18 protein-coding genes are annotated in these 19,061 nt (G+C 66.8%); 11 read left to right on the top strand and 7 right to left on the bottom strand.

What is annotated here, in order from left to right; genetic code table 11:
- Positions 1 to 43: 43 nt before the first annotated feature.
- Positions 44 to 2,176: a CHASE2 domain-containing protein gene (locus AZ34_RS08130; RefSeq protein ID WP_035606882.1), complete on the bottom strand. Its 2,133-nt coding sequence runs from the start codon at positions 2,174 to 2,176 to the stop codon at positions 44 to 46.
- A gap of 158 nt (positions 2,177 to 2,334) precedes the next feature.
- Here AZ34_RS08130 and AZ34_RS08125 point away from each other — a divergent pair, with 158 nt between their 5' ends.
- Complete coding sequence (locus AZ34_RS08125; RefSeq protein WP_035606879.1) at positions 2,335 to 2,679, top strand: Mpo1-like protein; 345 nt, start codon at positions 2,335 to 2,337, stop codon at positions 2,677 to 2,679.
- Positions 2,680 to 2,702: 23 nt separating this feature from the next.
- On the opposite strand, the gene AZ34_RS17580 is transcribed toward AZ34_RS08125, so the two are convergent.
- Positions 2,703 to 3,209, bottom strand: a complete 507-nt coding sequence (locus AZ34_RS17580) for a type II secretion system protein N (protein ID WP_051509622.1) — start codon at positions 3,207 to 3,209, stop codon at positions 2,703 to 2,705.
- A gap of 254 nt (positions 3,210 to 3,463) precedes the next feature.
- Between AZ34_RS17580 and gspG the strand changes: the two genes are divergently transcribed.
- Genes gspG through gspM form a run of 7 tightly spaced genes read left to right on the top strand, consistent with a single transcriptional unit; the run spans position 3,464 to position 8,672 of the window.
- On the top strand, positions 3,464 to 3,928 hold the full coding sequence (gene gspG, locus AZ34_RS08115) for a type II secretion system major pseudopilin GspG (RefSeq protein WP_155831746.1): 465 nt from the start codon (positions 3,464 to 3,466) through the stop codon (positions 3,926 to 3,928).
- The gene (locus AZ34_RS08110) at positions 3,909 to 4,421 is read left to right on the top strand and encodes a pilus assembly FimT family protein (RefSeq protein ID WP_051509621.1); all 513 of its coding nucleotides are present in this window, start codon (positions 3,909 to 3,911) and stop codon (positions 4,419 to 4,421) included. The genes gspG and AZ34_RS08110 overlap by 20 nt, the downstream gene beginning before the upstream one ends.
- Before the next feature lie 8 nt (positions 4,422 to 4,429).
- Positions 4,430 to 4,867, top strand: coding sequence for a type II secretion system minor pseudopilin GspI (gspI, locus tag AZ34_RS08105; RefSeq protein WP_331280903.1), 438 nt, complete (start codon positions 4,430 to 4,432; stop codon positions 4,865 to 4,867).
- 32 nt (positions 4,868 to 4,899) lie between these two features.
- On the top strand, positions 4,900 to 5,649 hold the full coding sequence (locus AZ34_RS08100; protein ID WP_051509620.1) for a PulJ/GspJ family protein: 750 nt from the start codon (positions 4,900 to 4,902) through the stop codon (positions 5,647 to 5,649).
- Positions 5,646 to 6,764: a type II secretion system minor pseudopilin GspK gene (gspK, locus tag AZ34_RS08095; protein ID WP_035606873.1), complete on the top strand. Its 1,119-nt coding sequence runs from the start codon at positions 5,646 to 5,648 to the stop codon at positions 6,762 to 6,764. Before AZ34_RS08100 ends, gspK begins: the two co-directional genes overlap by 4 nt.
- Before the next feature lie 59 nt (positions 6,765 to 6,823).
- Positions 6,824 to 8,125: a type II secretion system protein GspL gene (gspL, locus tag AZ34_RS08090; RefSeq protein WP_051509619.1), complete on the top strand. Its 1,302-nt coding sequence runs from the start codon at positions 6,824 to 6,826 to the stop codon at positions 8,123 to 8,125.
- 46 nt (positions 8,126 to 8,171) lie between these two features.
- Complete coding sequence (gspM, locus tag AZ34_RS08085; protein WP_035606870.1) at positions 8,172 to 8,672, top strand: type II secretion system protein GspM; 501 nt, start codon at positions 8,172 to 8,174, stop codon at positions 8,670 to 8,672.
- Positions 8,673 to 8,691: 19 nt separating this feature from the next.
- On the opposite strand, the gene gspF is transcribed toward gspM, so the two are convergent.
- The 5 genes from gspF to AZ34_RS08060 form a co-directional block, all read right to left on the bottom strand.
- Entirely contained in the window at positions 8,692 to 9,930 is a 1,239-nt protein-coding gene (gspF, locus tag AZ34_RS08080; RefSeq protein ID WP_035606867.1) for a type II secretion system inner membrane protein GspF, read from the bottom strand.
- A gap of 48 nt (positions 9,931 to 9,978) precedes the next feature.
- Positions 9,979 to 11,538, bottom strand: coding sequence for a type II secretion system ATPase GspE (gene gspE / locus AZ34_RS08075; RefSeq protein ID WP_051510100.1), 1,560 nt, complete (start codon positions 11,536 to 11,538; stop codon positions 9,979 to 9,981).
- Between the two features lie 67 nt (positions 11,539 to 11,605).
- Complete coding sequence (gspD, locus tag AZ34_RS08070) at positions 11,606 to 13,834, bottom strand: type II secretion system secretin GspD (RefSeq protein ID WP_331280902.1); 2,229 nt, start codon at positions 13,832 to 13,834, stop codon at positions 11,606 to 11,608.
- A gap of 20 nt (positions 13,835 to 13,854) precedes the next feature.
- Positions 13,855 to 14,772: a type II secretion system protein N gene (gspN, locus tag AZ34_RS08065; protein WP_051509618.1), complete on the bottom strand. Its 918-nt coding sequence runs from the start codon at positions 14,770 to 14,772 to the stop codon at positions 13,855 to 13,857.
- 165 nt (positions 14,773 to 14,937) lie between these two features.
- Entirely contained in the window at positions 14,938 to 16,164 is a 1,227-nt protein-coding gene (locus tag AZ34_RS08060; protein ID WP_035606861.1) for a YihY family inner membrane protein, read from the bottom strand.
- A 69-nt stretch (positions 16,165 to 16,233) separates the two neighbouring features.
- Between AZ34_RS08060 and AZ34_RS08055 the strand changes: the two genes are divergently transcribed.
- From AZ34_RS08055 to AZ34_RS08045, 3 genes are read left to right on the top strand one after another with little or no spacing between them, the layout of a single operon-like run.
- Positions 16,234 to 16,653 carry a DUF2069 domain-containing protein gene (locus AZ34_RS08055; protein WP_231495490.1) on the top strand — a complete coding sequence of 140 codons (420 nt, stop codon included), beginning with the start codon at positions 16,234 to 16,236 and terminating at the stop codon, positions 16,651 to 16,653.
- Complete coding sequence (locus AZ34_RS08050) at positions 16,650 to 18,188, top strand: FAD-binding oxidoreductase (protein WP_035606858.1); 1,539 nt, start codon at positions 16,650 to 16,652, stop codon at positions 18,186 to 18,188. The genes AZ34_RS08055 and AZ34_RS08050 overlap by 4 nt, the downstream gene beginning before the upstream one ends.
- 2 nt (positions 18,189 to 18,190) lie before the next feature.
- Complete coding sequence (locus AZ34_RS08045) at positions 18,191 to 19,042, top strand: thymidylate synthase (protein ID WP_035606855.1); 852 nt, start codon at positions 18,191 to 18,193, stop codon at positions 19,040 to 19,042.
- The last annotated feature ends 19 nt before the right edge of the window (positions 19,043 to 19,061 follow it).

The raw sequence follows: 19,061 nt of genomic DNA, 5'->3' as shown, positions 1-19,061 counted from the left end.
CGGGCCGGTTTTTGTCCATCGGCACTTCCGCCGGTCCAGCGGCTTACTTTTCCTGCCGATTGAACACGCCGTCCCAGTCGGCGACGGGCGGCTGGGCCTGGAATTCGATACAGCGCTGCAAATATAGCCTGCTGGCCCCGTCTTCTGGGAAATCGGCCACCAGTCCACGGAAGGAATTCACAGCTTCATCCCAGTGTTGCGCGCGGTAATGCGCCAGGGCCGCCTCGAAGCGCCCGACCAGGGAATCGCCGCCCTCGGTCGGTGGCGATGGCCGCAGCTCGAACAATTCCACCGGCTCGGTCTTGCCCACCACGCGCACGCAGTCCAGGCGACGGAAGTGGAATTCCCGGTCCGCCTCCACCAATTGCTTCGTCGACTCCCCCACCGTGAAGTCGATGCCATAGGTCTTGCCCGCGCCCTCCAGGCGCGAGGCCTGGTTGACCGTGTCGCCAATCACGGTGTATTCCATCTTCTGCCCGGTCGAGCCAATGTTGCCCGCCACCACCCGGCCGCTGAGGATGCCGCCGCGGATCTGGAAAGGCTCTACCCCGCGCGCCTGCCAGGCAGCGGTCAGCTCGGCCATCTTGTCCTTCATGGCCAGCGCGCAACGCAGCGCCAGGCGGGCATGGTCCGCCTGCGGCAGCGGCGCACCCCAGTAGGCCATGATGCCGTCGCCCATGAACTTGTCCACCGTGCCGTCGTGCGCGTGGATGATCTGCACCATGGCCGACAGGTACTCATTGAGGCGGTCCACCACCACCTCGGCCGGGTTGCGTTCGCTGAAGGTGGTGAAGCCCTTGATGTCGGTGAACATCACCGTCACCTCGCGGCTGTCGCCTCCTATGCGCGCGGCATCGGGGTTCTGTTCCAGCTGACTCACCAGCTTGCTGGACACATAGCTGGAAAAAATGGCTCGCATCTGCCGCGCACTGCGCTCCAGCACCATGAAGCGCCAGCCACCGCCCAGCAGCAGCGCCAGCAGCGCCGCCACCGGCGGGTACACCATGCTGACCCACTGCCCTTGCAGGAACATCCCGTAGGCCAGGCCCAGGTACAACGCGACCAGGGCCAGGACCGCCGGAATGGCGCGTTGCAGCCGCATGCGCGCGGTGAGATAGAAACTCAGGCCACCGAGCACCACGATCATCAGCAAATCGAACAGCGCCTGCATGCCCGTGCGATGGATGTAACGCTGGCTCAGGATGTTGTCGGCCACGGCGGCGTGCACCTCGACCCCGGGCGTGTTGGGGTGGAACGGCGTGACCCGCATGTCGTACACGCCCAGCGCGGTCGCACCGAGGAAAACGGCCTTGTCACGCAACAGGGCCGGGTCCACCCGGCCCTCCAGCACGTCCACGAAGGAGACACGCGGGTAGGCGCCCGCCGTGCCCATGTAATTGATCCACAAGGCGCCGTCGGCGTTGACGGGCACGCTGCGCAGCAATTCCTGGCCCCGCGCGATCCAGACCCGGAATGGTTCCGCGCCAAAAGCGTCCGCGCCCAGCATGAAGAGGGCCGCCGACAGGCCCAGCGCGGGCATCAAACGGGTCTGACCGGACGCAGGGTCCGGGTAGGCAAACTGCAGATCGTTGCGCCGGTTGACGCCGTCGTCCTCGGGCCTCAGATTGATGTGGCCGCGACCTGCCGCGGCCGCCTCCAGCGCGGGCAGGCTGCCGGTGCGGCCGACCACGCGCCCCTGTGCATCGAACGCAAAGGTCGAGGCCAGCACCACATTGCCGGCGCGGGCCAGGGCGCGGGCGAGGGCAGCATCGACCGCCGCGTTCTCAGGCTCGGGGAAAAACACGTCGAACAGGACGACGCGCGGCTTGCTCTCCTCCAAGCGCTCGAGCAGGCGCACGTACTGCTGGCGCGTCCAGGGAAATCGTCCCAAGGCAGCGATGCTCTTGTCATCGATGGCGATGATGGCGATGTCCGACTGCACCGGCAGCGGGCCGCGCAGGCTCTTGAAGCGCAGGTCGTAGCTGCGCGCCTCGAAGCTCTCCAGAAAATCGTTCTGCGCGTAGTAGAGACACCCCACCGCGAACACCGAGACCAGGGCGAGCAACAGCGACACCCAGCGTGTCCCACGGCCGCCTCGGGGGGGATGGGTCGCAATCCCTGCCTTGCCGATGCCCCCGGTCTGCCTGGCCTTGCCTGCCTGTGTGTCCCCGCCCATGTGTTTTCCTCTCTTGCCTTGTCTTCGGGCGAGGCGCACTATACCTGCGGCCCGCACCGTGCCCCCACGCAACAAGGGCCAAGCCATGGAAAGGCTGCGCCCGTATCCGTGGGATGCGCGGCCAGACAAGGCCGACCGCCCCGAACAAGGAGACAAGCATGAACCAAGCCACCCAGCCCAAGGCCAGCACGGCGATGGACCCCCGCGACTTCACGCGATTCGCCGACTTCTACCCCTATTACCTGGGCGAGCACCGCGACCGCACCTGTCGCCGCCTGCATTTCGCCGGCAGCAGCCTGGCTCTGATCTGTCTGGGCCTGTTGCTGGCCACGGGCGGCTGGTTCTGGCTTCCTGCTGGCCTGGTCTGCGGTTACGGTTTCGCCTGGCTGGGCCACTTCGTGTTCGAGAAGAACAAACCAGCCAGCTTCAAGCGCCCGTTCTACAGCTTCATGGGCGACTGGGCCATGTACAAGGACATCTGGACGGGCAAGATTCCGTTCTGACGACCTGAACCGCCCCCGGGCCTTCAGTCCTGGCGCTCCAGGGTCAGCCCGGTATCGGTACTCAGCGTGTCCTTGCTGCGCTCGATCCGCCCTCCTCGTTCAGCTCGGCCACTGACGGATTGCGCTTCAAACATGGCATCCGTTGATGCCTGAACTTGCCCCGGCGCCTGCGCGTCGCCGATGGCCATGGTTGGCGCGGGGAGTATGGGGGGAGACTCAGTGACGGGCACGCTCTCGAAGCCAGGTGTAGGCACCTTCAGATTCAGCAGTTGCCCCTGACTCAAGCGCAAAGTGGCCGTGTCGCGCCCCAAGGCTACGAGCTGTGCGTCATCGGGCAAGGTGGCATGCAGACGGTAAGGCCGCCCGGGCTGGTCGTCCACAGCTATGAGCGCCACCCCTGCAGGTCCGGCGGCCACGCCCAGCAACTTGTAACGAGCACTGGTGACGGCATTGGAAGACATCGGCGCCACGGCGCCCAAGGCACGCGCGACGGTCTGCGCATCGCTGGCGGGCGCTTCGGTGCTCACCATCTCTGCGCCAGACATCGGTCGAACGCCGCCCTGACTCGCACCCAGGAACCAGTAAGTGGCGGACCAGCCCACCAGAGCCCAGACAAGGAGGGTCAGCAGGCGCGCCCATCCTATACTCCACGTGGCTCCTGCAAGTCTTTGCGAAGGACGAACGGAGAACAGCCTACGTTTGCTGACGACGGACAAGCTTTGCATGCTTGCATTATCGCCATCCACTCTTGCAATTCCCCTCCACTGAATCCATGGACATGCTTATGCAGCGCCTTCTGGCTTCCGCCCGCTCCAACCGCCAACCCCCCGGTGGGCTCAGGCGTCAACGCGGTTTCACGCTGATCGAGCTGATGGTGGTGCTGGTCATCATCGGGGTGCTGGCCGCGCTGATCGTGCCCAATGTGCTCGACCGCGCCGATGATGCCCGCGTCACCGCCGCCCGCACCGACGTGAACAACATCAAACAGGCTCTGAAACTCTACCGCCTGGACAACCAACGCTACCCCAGCGCCGAACAGGGCTTGGCTGCGCTGGTCACACGCCCCGAAACTGGCCCCGCACCCCTGAACTGGCGGCGCTACCTGGACAAGCTCCCGCCCGACCCGTGGGGCCGCCCTTACCAATACCTCAATCCGGGCGTGCATGACGACGTGGACGTATTGTCCCTGGGCGCGGACGGTGAACCCGGAGGCGAAGGAGCCAATGCCGATGTCGGCAGTTGGCAATAAACAGCCTGGCACCAAGAAGCGCCAAGGCGGTTTCACCTTGCTGGAACTGCTGGTGGTGCTGTTCATCGTCGCACTCCTTGGCGGTGGCTTGGCCTGGTCCATCAGCCAGCACGGCCAGCACGCCCCGGTGCGCGAGGCCCAGCGCCTGGTTGCCCTGCTGGAGGAAGCTCGCGCCCAGTCTCATGGCACGGGTCAACCCGTGCAATGGCGGGCCGTGCCGGGTGGTTTTGAGTTCCTCGGACTGACGGAGCCCACGCCGACGGGCGAGATCAAGACACGCCAGCACCGCTGGCAGCATGAAGAAGTCTCGGCCATCGTGCTGCAGCCACCAGGCACCACCTTGCTGCTCGGCCCCGAGCCCCTGCTGCCCCCCCAACGCCTGCGCCTGCAGGTCAACGGACAGGCGGTCGATGTCGGCACAGATGGCGCACAGGCGTTTGCCCTACTGCCCACCGATGACCGTTCGACCTCCTCTACGCCAGTGCGCCCATGACGCGCCAGGTGCCACGCCCTTTCGCCATGTCGCATTGCCGTGCCGCGCGCCAGCCAGGCTGTCGCGTGCAAGGCGGCTTCACGCTGATTGAAGTCCTGGTGGCGTTGAGCATCACCGGTACGGCGCTGCTGGCCGGCCTGCAAGGCGCGCGGGCACTGGAACGGCTGGCCGAACGTCAGACCGAACAATGGCTGGCGCAGCTGTGCGCGCGCAACGCACTGACCAGCCTGCGCCTGCACGCGCTGTATCCGCCCACGGGCGAACATGACAGCGGGTGTCAGCAATTGGGTCAAACTTACACCATGCATCTGACCATCAGCCCCACCCCCAACCCTTCGTTCCGCGCGGTGCAGGTTCGGGTCTTCAAACCGCAAGCGGCCGAGGGTGGCTCGCAAGGCGAACGCACCTCGCTATTGCAGCTGTCCACCTTGGTGGGGCGATATTGAATAGGACAGCTCCCGTGCGCGTCGGCACGCGAATGGCTACTCCCCGAAAGCCCGCTTACGTGCCTGCGGACGGCCGAGCGGTGCTGACCGAGAGCATGTCCATGCGCAGGCAACTAGGCTTCACTCTGCTGGAACTGCTGTTGGCCATCAGCATCCTTTCGGTGCTCACGTTGCTGGCCTGGCGCACGCTGGACACCTTGAGCAAGTCCGAGACCTGGACGCAGGAGCGCACACAGCACTGGCAAGGCTGGCGCATCGCGCTGGCCCAGTGGCAGGCCGACCTGGACGCACTCGAAGACCTGGCCCCCGAGCCGGCGCCTGTTTTTGACGGTCTGGTCATTCAATGGGTACGCCGCGCCGCGCCTTTGCCCGAGGATGACACGCCGGGCTGGCAGGTCGTGGCCTGGGGGCTGCAACCCGACGCGCAAGGCGCGCCGCACCTGGCGCGCTGGGCCTCGCCCGTGTTGCGGGAACGCCAGGCCCTGCTGCAGGCCTGGCAAGCCGCGCGCCTGTGGGCGCGCAACCCTAGCGATGCGCTGCGCGCCCAGCAGACCCTGCTGCCCGCCGTGCAGGAATGGCAGCTGCTCTACTACCGGGGCGGCGCCTGGAGCAATCCGCAATCCAGCAGCGGCGGCGGCACCGAGACGGAGACCACCGCGCCCAGCGGCATCCGCCTGCTGTTGACCTTGCCCGGCGAAGGCGCGCCCGAGACACGGCAACTGCTGATGGATTGGGTGCACCCCAGTTTCAATCGCCCCCGCACCGACACCGGCACGCCATGAAACGCAGACCGCTCGCGCAACGTCCCACGCGGGAACGCGGCAGCGCCCTGCTGATGGCCATGCTCATCGTGGCGCTGGTGTCCACGCTGGCCGCCAGCGGCTACTGGCGTCAATGGCAGGCATGGGCGGCCGAACGCGCTGAACGCCAGCGAGATGAAGCCCGCTGGGTGTTGGTGGGTGCGCTGGACTGGGCGCGCCTGATCCTGCGCGAAGATGCCCGAGCCAGCCAGATTGATCACCTGGGCGAGCCCTGGAGCGTGCCGCTGCAGGAGGCACGTCTGTCGGATTTCCTGACCCTCGATCGGCGTGGCGGGGGAAATACCGGCGGCCAGGGAACCGGCTTGCCATCCGGCGAAGACCCCCTGCGGATCGCCTTTCTCTCTGGCACCGTGACCGACTTGCAAGGCCGCGTGAACCTGCGCAACCTGCTGGCCAGTCAGGCCGATGGCGCGGCGCAGGACGTCACCCTTTCCCCTGCGGACGTCGCGATCGCGCAACGGCTATTTCAGCTTCTGCGCCTGCCCGAGGCGGAACTGGCTCTGCTGCTGAACCGATTGCCCATGGCCTGGGCGGCCGCGCAGGCCTCGACCAGCCGCGCGGCCTCTGACAGCGGCGGCAGGGACGCAGGGAGCGGCACGGGCAACACGACCCTGGGCGCCGTGAACCCCCTGGCCCCTTTGCTGCCTCAACGCTTCGAGCAGCTGGGCGTGCTGGGCCTGTCGAGCGCCACCCTGGAAGCACTGGCGCCGCACGCCACCTGGCTGCCCGAGCGCACCGCGCTCAACGTCAACACCGCCAGCCTAATTGCCCTCCAAGCCAGCATGCCGAGGCTGGAAAGCCCGCAAGCCCAACGCCTCATCGCCCTGCGTCAGCAACGTCCCTACACGAGCCTGGCCGAACTGCGCGCCGCACTGCAAGCAGCCGGCGCGCCCGACCTGCTGGCCACGGCCCAGAGCCATGTAGTCAGCAGCCGTTACTTCGCGGTAGCGGGGCAGTTGCGCCTGGACGAGCAGGTGTTCGAGGAACGTACCCTGGTCGTGCGCAACGGCATCACGGTCAGCACCGTGTGGCGTGTCAGTGGTCGCGGTCATGCACGCGTGCCGACGGTGGAATGAACCATGCGCTCGAGTGATATGCTGGCCAGTGCTTCCGCTTACATCTGCCTTACCCCGTCGTGCTGCTGCTCACCCCTAGCCTGTCGAACACCGCGCTCCCGCCCGCCACAGCCACACGCCTGCCGGACGAAGACTGGCACTGGGCCCAGGTCAACCCCTATCTGTCGGGCCCTGGTTTCGCCATCGCGGCCCACGGCAGCGGCCCGAGCGCGGCCTGGCCGCAGGATGCCAGCGTGGTCCTCGTCGTACCACCCCAACGGCTGTCATGGCATCTCGTGCGCCTGCCCAAGGTACCGGCGCGCAAGCGCCTGGCGGCGCTGCACGGCCTGCTGGAAGAAGCGCTGCTGGACGACCCCGCGCAATTGCAATTCGCCTTGCCCCCTGGCCACCCAGCTGCCGGCACGGCGCAGGGCCTGACCTGGGTAGCCACCTGCGACCGCGCCTGGCTGGACGCCTGCCTGGCCAGCCTGCGCGCTGCGGGCCGCCCCGCCCTGCGCATCGCTCCGGCCTTTCCCCCGCCAGCCGATGCCACCACCCAATTGTGGATCAGTGCCGAGACCGGCACCGCCTGGCTGCACATCGGGGGCCCCGCAGGTCTGATCAGCCTGCCCCTGGCCGCCTTCGTGGCGCAGGACGCTTCCGCATGCGCCACGCTTCTGAGCGCCGCCCAGGGCAAGACCAGCGCCTCGGTCCCGCCCGTGTGCACCGCCACGCCCGATGCCATGGCCGAGGCTCAGGCGGCCCTGCCCGCCCTGCCCTGGAAAACCGAACCCCAGGCGCAGCAATGGCTGCGTGGCGTGAACAGCGGCTGGAACCTGGCCCAGTTTGAGCTGCGCGACGCCCTGGGCGCGCGCCGCGGTCAAGCCCTGCTGGAGCGGCTGAAACCATTTTGGCAAGCCCCGCGCTGGCGGCCCTTGCGCTGGGGCGCGGCTGCCCTGGTGATGGTGCAAATCATCGGCCTGCACACATGGGCCTGGCGGGATCGCGCCGCTCTGCGCGCATTGCGCCTCGAAACCCAGCGCACCGCCACTCAGACGTTTCCCAAGCTGACGGTCGTGCTCGATGCGCCCCGGCAGATGCAACGTGAGCTGGACGCCATGCGCCACGGCGCGGGTCAATTGGGCCCTGCCGATCTGGAAAGCCTGCTCCAGGCCATGGGCGCCACCCCCGCGCTGGCCGGGCTGCAGCTGGAAAGCCTGCGCTACAGCGCGCGCGAAGTTCGACTGCGGCATGCGCCAGGCGAACCGGTCCGTGCGGCGCTGGCTCTGGCCGCCGCGCGGCAAGGCTGGACCTTGCAGGCGGGCTCCGGTGGCACGCCAGGATCGGCCGGCACGGTCGAAAGCGTGCTCAAGCGCGATTGATTCGGGCAGTCACGATCGAAACCGCAAGCGAAGGAAAACCATCGCCATGAAACAGAAACTGCAAACTTGGTGGAGGGGACTGTCTCAACGCGAACGGCGCGCCATGGCCGGGATGGGCATCGTGGTAACGCTGGCCCTGGTGTGGCAGCTGGGCATCGCCATGCCTCTGAACAGCCTGCGCGAAACCGCCCAGCAAGGGCAGCAGGCGCAGGCCGACTGGGACCAGGTGCGGATCTTGCGCGCCCAGGCGCTTGCCCTGCGCGCGCTTGACGCAGCGGGCGGTGCCGCCAGCGCCATGGACAACGCAGCCGTCCTGCAGACCTTGCTGGCCGTCACCGCCGCCGCAGGTGACGCGCGAGCCCAGGTCCAAGAAGTCAGCCCCGGCAGTTACAGCGTGCGCTTTGACCAGGTTTCGCCCGGCGCCTTGGCCACCTGGCTGCAAACCGTGCGGCAGCAAGCACGTCTGTTGCCGCATGACGCAGATCTGCAGCGCGTGGACGGCGCGCCGGGCGCATGGCGGGGTCGCATCATGCTGGGCGCCCGCTGAGACTGCGCGCGCCAGCGCGTCATCTCACCAGCTGATTCAGCTCCACGATCGGCATCATCACCGCCAACACGATCAGCATGACGATCAGGCCCATGCCCACGATGAGCAAGGGCTCCAGCAGCGTGGCCAGGCGCAATGCCCGTCGCTGCACGTCGGCGCCCAACTGCCCCGCCGCGCGCTGCAGCATGGCGGGCAACTGACCGGTCTGCTCACCCAGGCGCGCAAACACGGTCAACAGCCCGGGGAACCGCTGTTGCGCCGCCAAGGCCGCCGCCAGCGGCGCGCCTTCACGCACCAGGTGCAAGGCAGTCTGTGCATCCGCTCGCAAGGCCCGGTTGTGCAAGGTGTCTGCGGCCGTCTGCAGCGCGCGCAGGATGGGGACGCCCGCGTTGGCCAGCAAGGCCAGCGTGGCCGCGAAACGCGCGGCGTTGTAGCCCACGGCCAGGCGCCCCAGCACGGGCAGGCGCAGCCACAACGCGTCCATCCGGCGGCGTGGCCCTTCCTGCTGGCGCAGGGCGTACACCGTCGCGGCCGCAGCGGCCATCAACAAGAGCAAGGCCCAGCCCCAAGCACGCAAGAAAGCACTCAGGGCCAGCATGAACACGGTGAGCGCGGGCAAGGCCCGGTTGCCGCTGCTGAACGCGTTGGCCACTTGCGGCACCACATAAGTCAGCAGGAAAGCCACGATCAGGCAGGAGAAACCGCTGACGATCAGCGGGTAAAGCGCGGCGCCGATGAGCTTGCCGCGCAAGGCTTCCTGCCCGTCGAGCTCATCGGCCAGGCGCTCCAGCACCGCGCCCAGCTGCCCGCCCTGTTCGCCCGCCGAGATCACTGCCACATAACTTTCGTCGAAGGTCCTCGGATGCTGGCCCAAAGCCCGAGCGAAGGTAGAACCGCCATTGACCTCATCGCGCAGCTGGGCGATCAGGCGTTGCTGCTCGGGCCTGCCGGAATCTTGTGTGAGGTCCTGCGCCAGCGAAGCCAAAGCCCGCTCCAGCGGCAAGCCCGCGTCGACCAGGCCAGCCAACTGCCGCGTCCAGACGGCCAGTTCACTGGCATTGAAGGTCTTGCGCCGCCAGTCGAAGCGAGAGGTTGCGCCACCGGATGCGGCGGCACCGCCACCCACCAAGTCCACCCGCAGGGGTGTCAGCCCGAGCGCGCGCAATTGCGCGCGCACCGCGCGCGCGGCATCGGCCTGCAGCACGCCGCGTTGGCTGCGTCCCTGGGCATCAACGGCTTCGTAGGAATAGGCGGGCATGGTTCATTGGCGCAGGGGCAGGAGGACTGGAAGGGCGTGCACCCGTGGTCAATCCCGCGTCACGCGCAGCAATTCTTCCATCGTGGTCACGCCCCTGTCCACCAAGCGCTGGCCATCTACGCGCATGGGCGTCATGCCGTTGCGCAAAGCGTGTTCGCGCAGCTCGGCCTCGGCCGCCTGGCGGTGGATCAAGGCGCGCAGCGTGTCGTCGGCCGTGAGCAATTCGAAGATGCCGGTGCGACCCGCATAGCCGCTATGGGCACAGGCCGGGCAGCCCACCATGTCGCCACTGCCCAAGACATGGTGCGTCCCCCCGGAGGGCTGCGCGTGCGCGTCAGCACCGAGCGCGGGGATCAATCCTGTTCCTTGGCATTCCACGCACACCTTGCGCACCAGGCGCTGGGCCAGCACCCCGAGCAGCGAACTCGACAGCAGGAAGGGCTCCACGCCCATGTCGGTCAGGCGCGTCACGGCGCTGGGTGCATCATTGGTGTGCAGGGTCGCCAGCACCAGGTGGCCGGTCAAGGAGGCCTGGATGGCGATCTGCGCGGTCTCGAAGTCGCGGATCTCGCCGATCATGATGACGTCGGGGTCCTGGCGCAAGATGGCCCGCAGGGCCTTGGCGAAGGTGAGATCGATGCGCGCATTCACCTGCGTCTGACCGATGCCGGGCAGCTCATATTCAATGGGGTCTTCCACCGTCATGATGTTGCCGCGCTTGGCGTCCAGCCTTTGCAGCGCGGCATACAGCGTGGTGGTCTTGCCCGACCCGGTAGGGCCTGTCACGAGGATGATGCCGTGCGGCTGCGCCACCAGATGCTCGAAGCGCGTGAGCGTCTCGCCCTCCATGCCCACGGACTCCAGCGTGAGCTGGGAGCCGGATTTGTCCAACAGACGCAGCACAGCCCGTTCGCCGTGGGCCGAAGGCAGAGTGGACACGCGCACATCGATGGCGCGTCCGCCCAGGCGCAGACTGATGCGGCCATCCTGCGGCAGGCGTTTTTCCGCGATGTCCAGTTCCGCCATGATCTTCAGCCGGGAGATCAGCGCCGCATGCAAAGCACGGTTGGGCTGCACCACCTCACGCAGGGCCCCGTCGACACGGAAGCGCACGCTGGAATGACGCTCGTAGGGCTCAATGTGGATGTCACTCGCGCCATCGCGCGCGGCCTGCGTGAGCAAGGCGTTGAGCATGCGGATGATGGGTGCGTCGTCGGCGCTTTCCAGCAGGTCCTCGATCGCGGGCAGCTCCTGCATGATGCGCCCGAGGTCCGCGTCGCTCTGCACTTCGCTCACGATGTCTGCGGCACTGGCGTCACCTTGGCTGGCATAAGCGGCGCTGATGCGACTGGCCAGGGCCTGCGGTGCATCGAACTGCCAGCGCCAATTTTCCACTTCGGTAGGTTGACGACCATGGTGACGCAGCACTTCACCCAGAGCGGACAGCAGGCCAGAGCTCGCGGCCCCGCCGGCTTCCAGGCCAACATGCAGCACCATCCCCCCACTTGGGTCCTCGGCCAGCAACAGGCCATGCTGCCGCGCGTAGGCATAGGGCAGACGGCGCGTGGGCGCGGCGCTGCTTGCAAGCGGCAATTCGCGAACGGTCATCGTCTCGCCCGGCGGGACCGCGACGCGCGCACCTTCGTTGAACCGGGCGGCGCTCATGCAAATGCCTTCATGGGGCCGTGTCGGGTTCGGCGGGTTCAGCGTCTTCGTCGCCTGGCGCTTCGCCTTCCTGCGCTGGCGGCTCCTGTGGGGGCGCGCGGGGGACGGGAGGCAGCACGGCCGCTTCCTCGACGTTGAGCACGGGGCCGTCACCCACCTGGGCGGGCCGCAGCTGCGACTGCACGGCGCGCATCAAGTCATAACGATCCAGCGAAATCCGGTTGCTGTCCTGCGAATTGCGCACGATGACGGGCCTCAGAAAAACCATGAGGTTGGTTTTCTTTCGGCTGGTGCTTTCGCTGCGGAACAGCCAGCCCAGACCGGGAATGCTGCCCAGGCCGGGAACTTTCTCCTCGCTGACGCTGCTTTCGTCCTGCAGCAGGCCGCCGAGCACGATGATGGCACCATCGTCCACCAGCACGCTGGTGTCGATGGAACGCTTGGAGGTGCGCAGTCCGGCGGGATTGGTCAGCGACGTCGGGTCCACGCTGCTGACCTCTTGCGAGATGACCATCTTCACCGTGCCGTTCTCGCTGATCTGAGGACGCACGGCCAGCGTCAGGCCCACGTCCCGCCGCTCGATGGTCTGGAAGGGATTGACCGCGCCGGTCGCGCTGTTGTTGGCCGTGTATTGACCAGTCACGAAGGGCACGTTCTGACCGATGACGATCTTGGCCTCCTCGTTGTCCAGCGTCATCAGGGTGGGCGTGGACAAGACATTGCCCAGGCTGTTGGTTTCCAGGAAGCGCGCCAGCACGCCCAGCGCCACGCCGTTGCCACGCTGCACCCCCACCCCGGCGGCGAAACCCGTGCCAGGTGCTGACGGTTCCCCGCTGGCGATGCCCGAGGCCAGGTTGAAGATATTGCCCGCACCCGAGCCGAAATTGGTGCCCATCAACCCGACCACGCTGCCGCTCGCTCCGGACGGGATGCCGCCTTGCCACTGGATGCCGAAGTCGTTGGCCACATCGGCGTTGACCTCGGCAATCAGGCTCTCGACGAACACCTGGGCACGGCGCGTGTCGAGCTGGTCGATCACGGCGCGCAACTGGCGGTATTGCGGCAGGGGCGCGCTGATGATGAGCGAATTGGTAGGCACGTCGGCCTGGATCTGACCGCCAGTGGCACTGCCGCTGCCCGCCGCTGTCGTGGACGAAGCGGTCGCGGTGGCGCGTGTCGTCGTGCTGGTGCGCGTAGCGGTGCCGCCGGTGGACCCCGTGCCAGCACCGGCGGCGAACGTTCCCTCAGCGGCCAAGACGGCGCGCAGCGTCTCCGCCAGGCGCACGGCCTCGGCGTTCTTCAGATAGACCACATGGATATTGCCTGCAGCGCCGAAGGCGGGCGGCACGTCGAGCTTGGCGATCAAGGTGCGCGCCAAGGCCAGCCGCGCCGGACTGGGCGCGCGCAGCAGCAGCGCATTGCTGCGCGGCTCGGCCAACACAACGGTGCGCAAGGCCTGGCTGCCCGCCCCCCCCGCGTTGCCCGTCGCGGTTTCGCCGTCCAGCAGGCGTTGCACGAGCGGAGCGATATCACCCGCCAGCGTATGCCGCAGCGGCTGGATTTGCAGATCATTCGCGTCGAGTCCCGCGTCGTCCATCGCGGCAATGATGCGGGCGATGCGCCGCAGGTTGTCCGCATAGTCGGTGATGACCAGGGCGTTGGCTCCGGGGCTGACGTTGATCGTGTTGTTCGGACTGATGAGCGGACGCAGCACGGCGACCAGGTTGTTGGCGTTTTCGTGATGGAGGCGAAACACCTGGGTCACCACCTGCTGGCCCCGGGCCTCGCCGCCATCGCCCGTGCCACTCACCACGGTGCCGCTTTGCAGCTTGGCATCGGCCTCGGGCACCACCTTATACATGCCGCCCTCCGCAGCCACGAGCGCGAAGCCTCGCACGCGCAGTTCCGCGGCGAACTGTTCCATCGCCACGGCCACGCCCACGGGTCGGTCGCTCAGCAGCGTGACCGTGCCGCGCACACGGGGGTCGACCACCACCGCACGGCCGCTGAGCGAGGCCATGGCACGGGCCACGGCATCAATCTCGGCGTTGACGAAATTGAGCGTGATGCTGGGTGCGGCGCGCCCAGTCTGGGAGCCGGTCATCGTCTGCGCGTGCGGCTCAAGCACGAACAACAGACCGAGCAGGCACAAGGCGACCGACCATGTCAGTCCGCGCCCGCGCGGCATGGCGAGCACGGAAGGAACACGACGAGAAATGACAGTCAATAGACGAGACACGAACCCTATCCTATGCAAACCTATCCGAGCCTGAGATGCGCTCGCAAACCATCGCGCCGACCCAAGATATTCAAGAGGTTGGACAAAGCGTCGATCCGATCAGGCGAGGCCTCGGCCAATCCTTGCAAACGCAGGCGCCCGGCTTGCCACTGCCCCTGGGCGCTCAGTTGCAAATCTCCCTCCAGTGTGGACAAGACCAGATGCACCGTGCCAGCCCCAGCAGGATTGTCCAAGCTCGGACCCGAGCCAGTGGAAGCATAAGCCCGGGAAATACCCCCCGAATCCGGGGCGGAAGACGACAGATGCAGACGATAGCTGCCCAAGGGTTTCAGGGTGGACAGCGCAGACGATACTCGCAAGGCCTGGACCTCCAATTCTCCCTCCATCCGCTGCGCCTGCCAGCGCAGGCCCGGGGTGGACACCAGCAATTGTCCCTGCAAGGCCAGCGTGTTCCAGGGTGCACCCAAGCCGGCCAACCAGCTTGCCGGCCACTGGCTGCTGTGTGCCGCCAGCACCACTGCTGGCGCAGCGCCAAACAAATCATGCACGCTCAGGCGCAGCGGTTCGGGTGAGCAGCATGGCGCGGAGATTTCGACGCGCAGCACTGGCTGGCCAAACCAGGATTTGCCCTGAACTTCGTCCCCGTCACGGCCCCAGCCCAGACCAAGTCGCCAGCGCACTCCTCCAGGCAAGGCACGCGGGTCAAGCGCGCCCACGCCGGCGGACAGGCTCAGGCCAGCTTGACCAGCCCATACCGTGCCCTGCGCCTGGCTCAGCGTCACCCGCCCCGCGCTGAGCGAGCCCACGCCCGCCGCCAGCCACCGGGCCGGCGCAAAGACCAGCAGCCCGGCCAACACCCCGACGGACAGCCCCAGCAGTGGCGCGCGCCAAGCCCCGCCCGCCTGCGCACCGGGCACGGCGGACGAGGATGCATTCATGCGTCCACGCGCCTGAACGGCGCGTGGAGGTGTAGGGGGCGCAGGAGACAGCGATGGATTGGACATGGCGAAGCGCGGTCACGAGCTTAGCGCGTGGCAATTGAATCGTCGCCGCCCCATGCGCGGGGGCGCCTCGGGTATCTGGTCCCTCATGGCGACCGGGCTCTAACGTGTCACCGCCAGCGCGTCACGCAGGCTGAGTTCATCTAGCTTGGCCTTGCGCCAGAGTCCTGCGCGGCGGGGCAAGAGCAAGGCATCCACCAACGGCGCCAGCAAGGCACGGTCAGGATCGACCAACAGCACCAAGCGCATGGGTTCGCCGCGCATGCCGCCGGCTAGGCGACCGACCCAGTTCAGGCGCTCCAGCACCTCGGCCAAGGGTTCGAGTTGCAGCGGGTCCACATGCAATTTGCGCGACAACTGCATCAGAGGCATGCCGTGGTTGGGTGAACGGCGGGCCACGGCGAGCACCCGCACCATTTCCAGCGCGAGCTGGAACTGCCAACCGGGCTCAGGCGCGCGCCGCGCCACCCCGGCCAGCAGGCTGGGCAGGTAGGCCGCGATCACCGCACCCAGAAGCACGATGACCCAGGCCATGTAGATCCAGATCAGCAAGATGGGCACGGTGGCAAACGCGCCGTAGACGGCGGAATAGGCGGGCACGGCCTTGAGGTAATAAGCCAGCAGCTTCTTGGCGACTTCCAGCATGAAGGTCGCGAAGATCGCTCCCGTCCAGGCGTGCATCCACTGCACCCGGGTGTTGGGCACGTAGTGATAGACCGCCGCCAAGGCCAGGGCGACTGGCAGAGACTCGAAGATGCTCAGCGAAAGACTCAAGCTAGGGGATAGCTTGGTGAAAGGCCCCAGGTAGGACGTGACCAGCAGGCTGGCCATCATGAGCAAGGGCCCCAGCGTCATGGCAGCCCAGTAGATCAGCAGGCGCTGCGCGAACGCACGCGGACGCTGCACCCGCCACAAGGCATTGAAGGTGCGGTCGATGGTGAAGATCATGCCCAGCGCGGTCAGGAACAGCACGGCCAGACCGGTCCAGCCTAGGCGTCCTGCGCGACGGGAAAACTGACTCATGTAGGCGAACACTTGCCGGGAGATGTTCTCCGGCACCAGGCTTTCGATCAGCCACTTCTGCAGCACGTCCTGAAACTTCGCGAACATCGGGAAGGCCGTGATCAGCGCCAGCGCGACGGTCAGCAGGGGCACCAGGGCAATGGTGGTGGTGAAGGTCAGGCTACCGGCGGTCTGGCCCAGGCGGTCCTCGCGGAAGCGTTCGCGCAGGGTCCAGGCGGTGTTGCGCCAGGGAAAAGTGGACACCTGCTGCACGAAGGCCCGCACCTTGTTCCGCGATTTGGAGATGAAACGAAGGAGCGCGCGCATCCCGCTATCATGCCAGCCTCCATGGACGAACCTCACGCACACCCCCTCGTTTCCGTAACAGCCCGTGACGTGAACGCCCGGCATACCCTCCCCGCCCATGCCATCCAGACCCATGTCCGCCTCAGCCGCCGCCTCACCGTGGCCAGTCTGCTGGCGCTGATTGCACTGGGCCTGGCCTGGGAACTCTGGCTGGCCCCGATAGGCGGGGGCACGCTGGCGCTCAAGGTGCTGCCCCTGTGCCTGCCGCTGGCCGGTCTGCTGAAGAACCGCATGTACACCTACCGCTGGCTGAGCCTGTTGGTCTGGCTCTACATCCTTGAGGGCCTGGTCCGCGCCACCAGCGGAGAACCCGCCCGCGTCGTGATGCTGGCGGTGGCTGAAATCTTGCTGGGCCTGCTGCTTTTCACGGGCTGCGTGCTGCACATCCGTCTGCGCCTGCGCGACGCGCGCCAGACCCGAGCTTCCGAAACCGCTTCCACCAAGCCATGACCGCCGAATCGATTTCCCGGCTGATCGCCGAATTGCGCCGCATCGTCGGCCAGAATCATGTACTCACCCAGGACGATGGCGAGGACCTGCGCGCCTGGGAGCTCGACTGGCGCGGCCGTGAGCGCGGCAAGGCCCTGGCCGTGGTGCGCCCCGGCTCCACGCAAGAAGTGGCCGAGGTGGTCCAAGCCTGCGCTGCGGCGCGCCCTGCTCTCCATGTCTCCATCGTCCCGCAAGGCGGCAACACCGGCATGGTGGTCGGCTCCACGCCCGACACCAGCGGCACCCAGGTCGTGCTCAGCCTCACGCGCCTGAACAAGGTGCGCCAGCTCGATGCGGGCAACATGACCATCACGGTGGACGCCGGGTGCGTCCTGCAGACGCTGCAGGAGGAATGCGAAAAAGCGGGGTTCCTCTTCCCGCTCAGCCTGGCCTCCGAAGGCAGTTGCACCATCGGCGGCAACCTGGGTACCAACGCGGGCGGCACGCAGGTCGTGCGCTACGGCAACACGCGTGAACTCTGCCTGGGCCTGGAAGTCGTGACCGCTCAGGGCGAAATCTGGGACGGCCTGCTGGGCCTGCGCAAGGACAACACGGGTTACGACCTGCGCCACCTGTTCATCGGCAGCGAAGGCACGCTGGGCATCATCACCGGCGCGACGATGAAGATCTACCCGATGCCCAAGAGCCAGCTCACGGCCTTCGCCGCCCTGCCCTCACTGGAGGCCGCGTTGCAACTGCTGGGCCTGGCGCACGAACACCTGAGCGCGGGCCTGACCGGTTTCGAGGTCATGGGCCAATTCGCGCTGAGTCTGGTGCACAAGCACTTCCCGCAACAGCGCATTCCGTTCTGGCATGAGCCCCGGTCGGCGCCGGGCCGCCCCAAGCCGACTGACGCCCCCTCAGGGGGCAGCGAACCACACGCAGTGGGGAGCGTGGGGGCGCCATATTTCGTCGTCCTTGAGAACTCCGACAACGAATCCGAGGAACATGCCCGCGCGCAGTTCGAGCGCCTGCTCGAAGCCGCCATGGAAGCCGGTTGCGTGACCGACGCGGTGGTCGCCGAGAACCTGGCCCAGGCCAAGGCCCTGTGGCACATCCGCGAAAGCATCCCGCTGGCCCAGGCCCAGGAAGGACTGAACATCAAGCATGACATTTCGATCAACGTGTCGCGCATCCCGGCTTTCGTGGCCGAGACCAATGCCTTGCTGATGAAGAAATTCCCTGGCGCACGCCTCGTGACCTACGGTCACCTGGGCGACGGCAACCTGCACTACAACGTGCAGGCGCCCGAGGGTGAGGACCAGAAACGTTTCCTGGCCGAAGAAGAAGCACCCATGAACGCCCTGGTCTACGAAGTAGTGGACCGTTACCGCGGCTCCATCAGCGCCGAACACGGCATCGGCAGCCTCAAGATCGACAAGTTGCCCGAACACAAATCCCCCGTGGCGTTGGGCCTGATGCACCGCATCAAGCGGGCCCTGGACCCGCTGAACCTGATGAACCCGGGCAAGCTGCTGCACACCGAGAACCACTGACCATGAACGCCCCTACCGCGCACCCCACGCGCCCCGTGCGCAGCCAATACGAAGACTTCATGCGCCACGTCTACACCACTGGCGTGGTGAAGTCCGACCGCACCGGCACGGGCACGAAAAGCGTGTTCGGCCACCAGATGCGCTTCGACCTGAACGAAGGCTTTCCGCTGGTGACGACCAAGAAGGTGCACCTGAAGTCCATCATCCACGAGTTGCTGTGGTTCCTGACGGGCTCCAGCAACAACAACTGGCTCAAGGAACGCGGCGTGACCATCTGGGACGAATGGGCGCGCGAGGACGGCGACCTGGGTCCGGTCTACGGCGTGCAGTGGCGCAGTTGGCCCACGCCCGACGGCGGGCACATCGACCAGATCAGCGAGGCCATCAAGACGCTCAAGAGCAATCCTGATTCGCGCCGCATCATCGTCAGCGCCTGGAACGTGGCCGAACTGAGCAAGATGGCACTGATGCCTTGCCACGCCTTCTTCCAGTTCTACGTCGCGCCCTCGCAGGTGGCCGGCGAACCCGGCAAGCTGAGTTGCCAGCTCTACCAACGCAGCGCGGACATTTTCCTCGGCGTGCCCTTCAACATCGCGAGCTACGCCCTGCTGACCCACATGGTGGCGCAGCAGTGCGGCCTGGGCGTGGGTGACTTCATCTGGACCGGTGGCGACTGCCACATCTACAGCAACCACCACGAACAGGTGGAACTGCAATTGAGCCGCCAACCCTATCCCTACCCGGTGCTGAACATCAAGCGCCAACCCGATTCGATCTTCGACTACCAGTACGAGGACTTTGAGGTGCAGGACTACCAGTGCCACCCGGCCATCAAGGCGCCGGTCGCGGTGTGAAGCGGGGCCTGGTGCATCC

Source organism: Hylemonella gracilis str. Niagara R (genome assembly GCF_000600295.1).
Classification (GTDB): Bacteria; Pseudomonadota; Gammaproteobacteria; order Burkholderiales; family Burkholderiaceae_C; genus Hylemonella; species Hylemonella gracilis_A.
This window is presented reverse-complemented; position numbering and strand designations above follow the sequence as displayed.

Bases quoted from the DNA above. Each gene is read 5' to 3' on its own strand.
- gspE (WP_051510100.1), bottom strand. From the start codon at position 11,538: ATGACCGTTCGCGAATTGCCGCTTGCAAGCAGCGCCGCGCCCACGCGC.
- AZ34_RS08100 (WP_051509620.1), top strand. From the start codon at position 4,900: ATGGCTACTCCCCGAAAGCCCGCTTACGTGCCTGCGGACGGCCGAGCG.
- AZ34_RS17580 (WP_051509622.1), bottom strand. From the start codon at position 3,209: ATGGTGAGCACCGAAGCGCCCGCCAGCGATGCGCAGACCGTCGCGCGT.
- gspG (WP_155831746.1), top strand. From the start codon at position 3,464: ATGCAGCGCCTTCTGGCTTCCGCCCGCTCCAACCGCCAACCCCCCGGT.
- AZ34_RS08060 (WP_035606861.1), bottom strand. From the start codon at position 16,164: ATGCGCGCGCTCCTTCGTTTCATCTCCAAATCGCGGAACAAGGTGCGG.
- gspF (WP_035606867.1), bottom strand. From the start codon at position 9,930: ATGCCCGCCTATTCCTACGAAGCCGTTGATGCCCAGGGACGCAGCCAA.
- gspN (WP_051509618.1), bottom strand. From the start codon at position 14,772: ATGAATGCATCCTCGTCCGCCGTGCCCGGTGCGCAGGCGGGCGGGGCT.
- AZ34_RS08045 (WP_035606855.1), top strand. From the start codon at position 18,191: ATGAACGCCCCTACCGCGCACCCCACGCGCCCCGTGCGCAGCCAATAC.
- gspK (WP_035606873.1), top strand. From the start codon at position 5,646: ATGAAACGCAGACCGCTCGCGCAACGTCCCACGCGGGAACGCGGCAGC.
- AZ34_RS08110 (WP_051509621.1), top strand. From the start codon at position 3,909: ATGTCGGCAGTTGGCAATAAACAGCCTGGCACCAAGAAGCGCCAAGGC.
- AZ34_RS08130 (WP_035606882.1), bottom strand. From the start codon at position 2,176: ATGGGCGGGGACACACAGGCAGGCAAGGCCAGGCAGACCGGGGGCATC.
- gspM (WP_035606870.1), top strand. From the start codon at position 8,172: ATGAAACAGAAACTGCAAACTTGGTGGAGGGGACTGTCTCAACGCGAA.
- AZ34_RS08050 (WP_035606858.1), top strand. From the start codon at position 16,650: ATGACCGCCGAATCGATTTCCCGGCTGATCGCCGAATTGCGCCGCATC.
- AZ34_RS08125 (WP_035606879.1), top strand. From the start codon at position 2,335: ATGAACCAAGCCACCCAGCCCAAGGCCAGCACGGCGATGGACCCCCGC.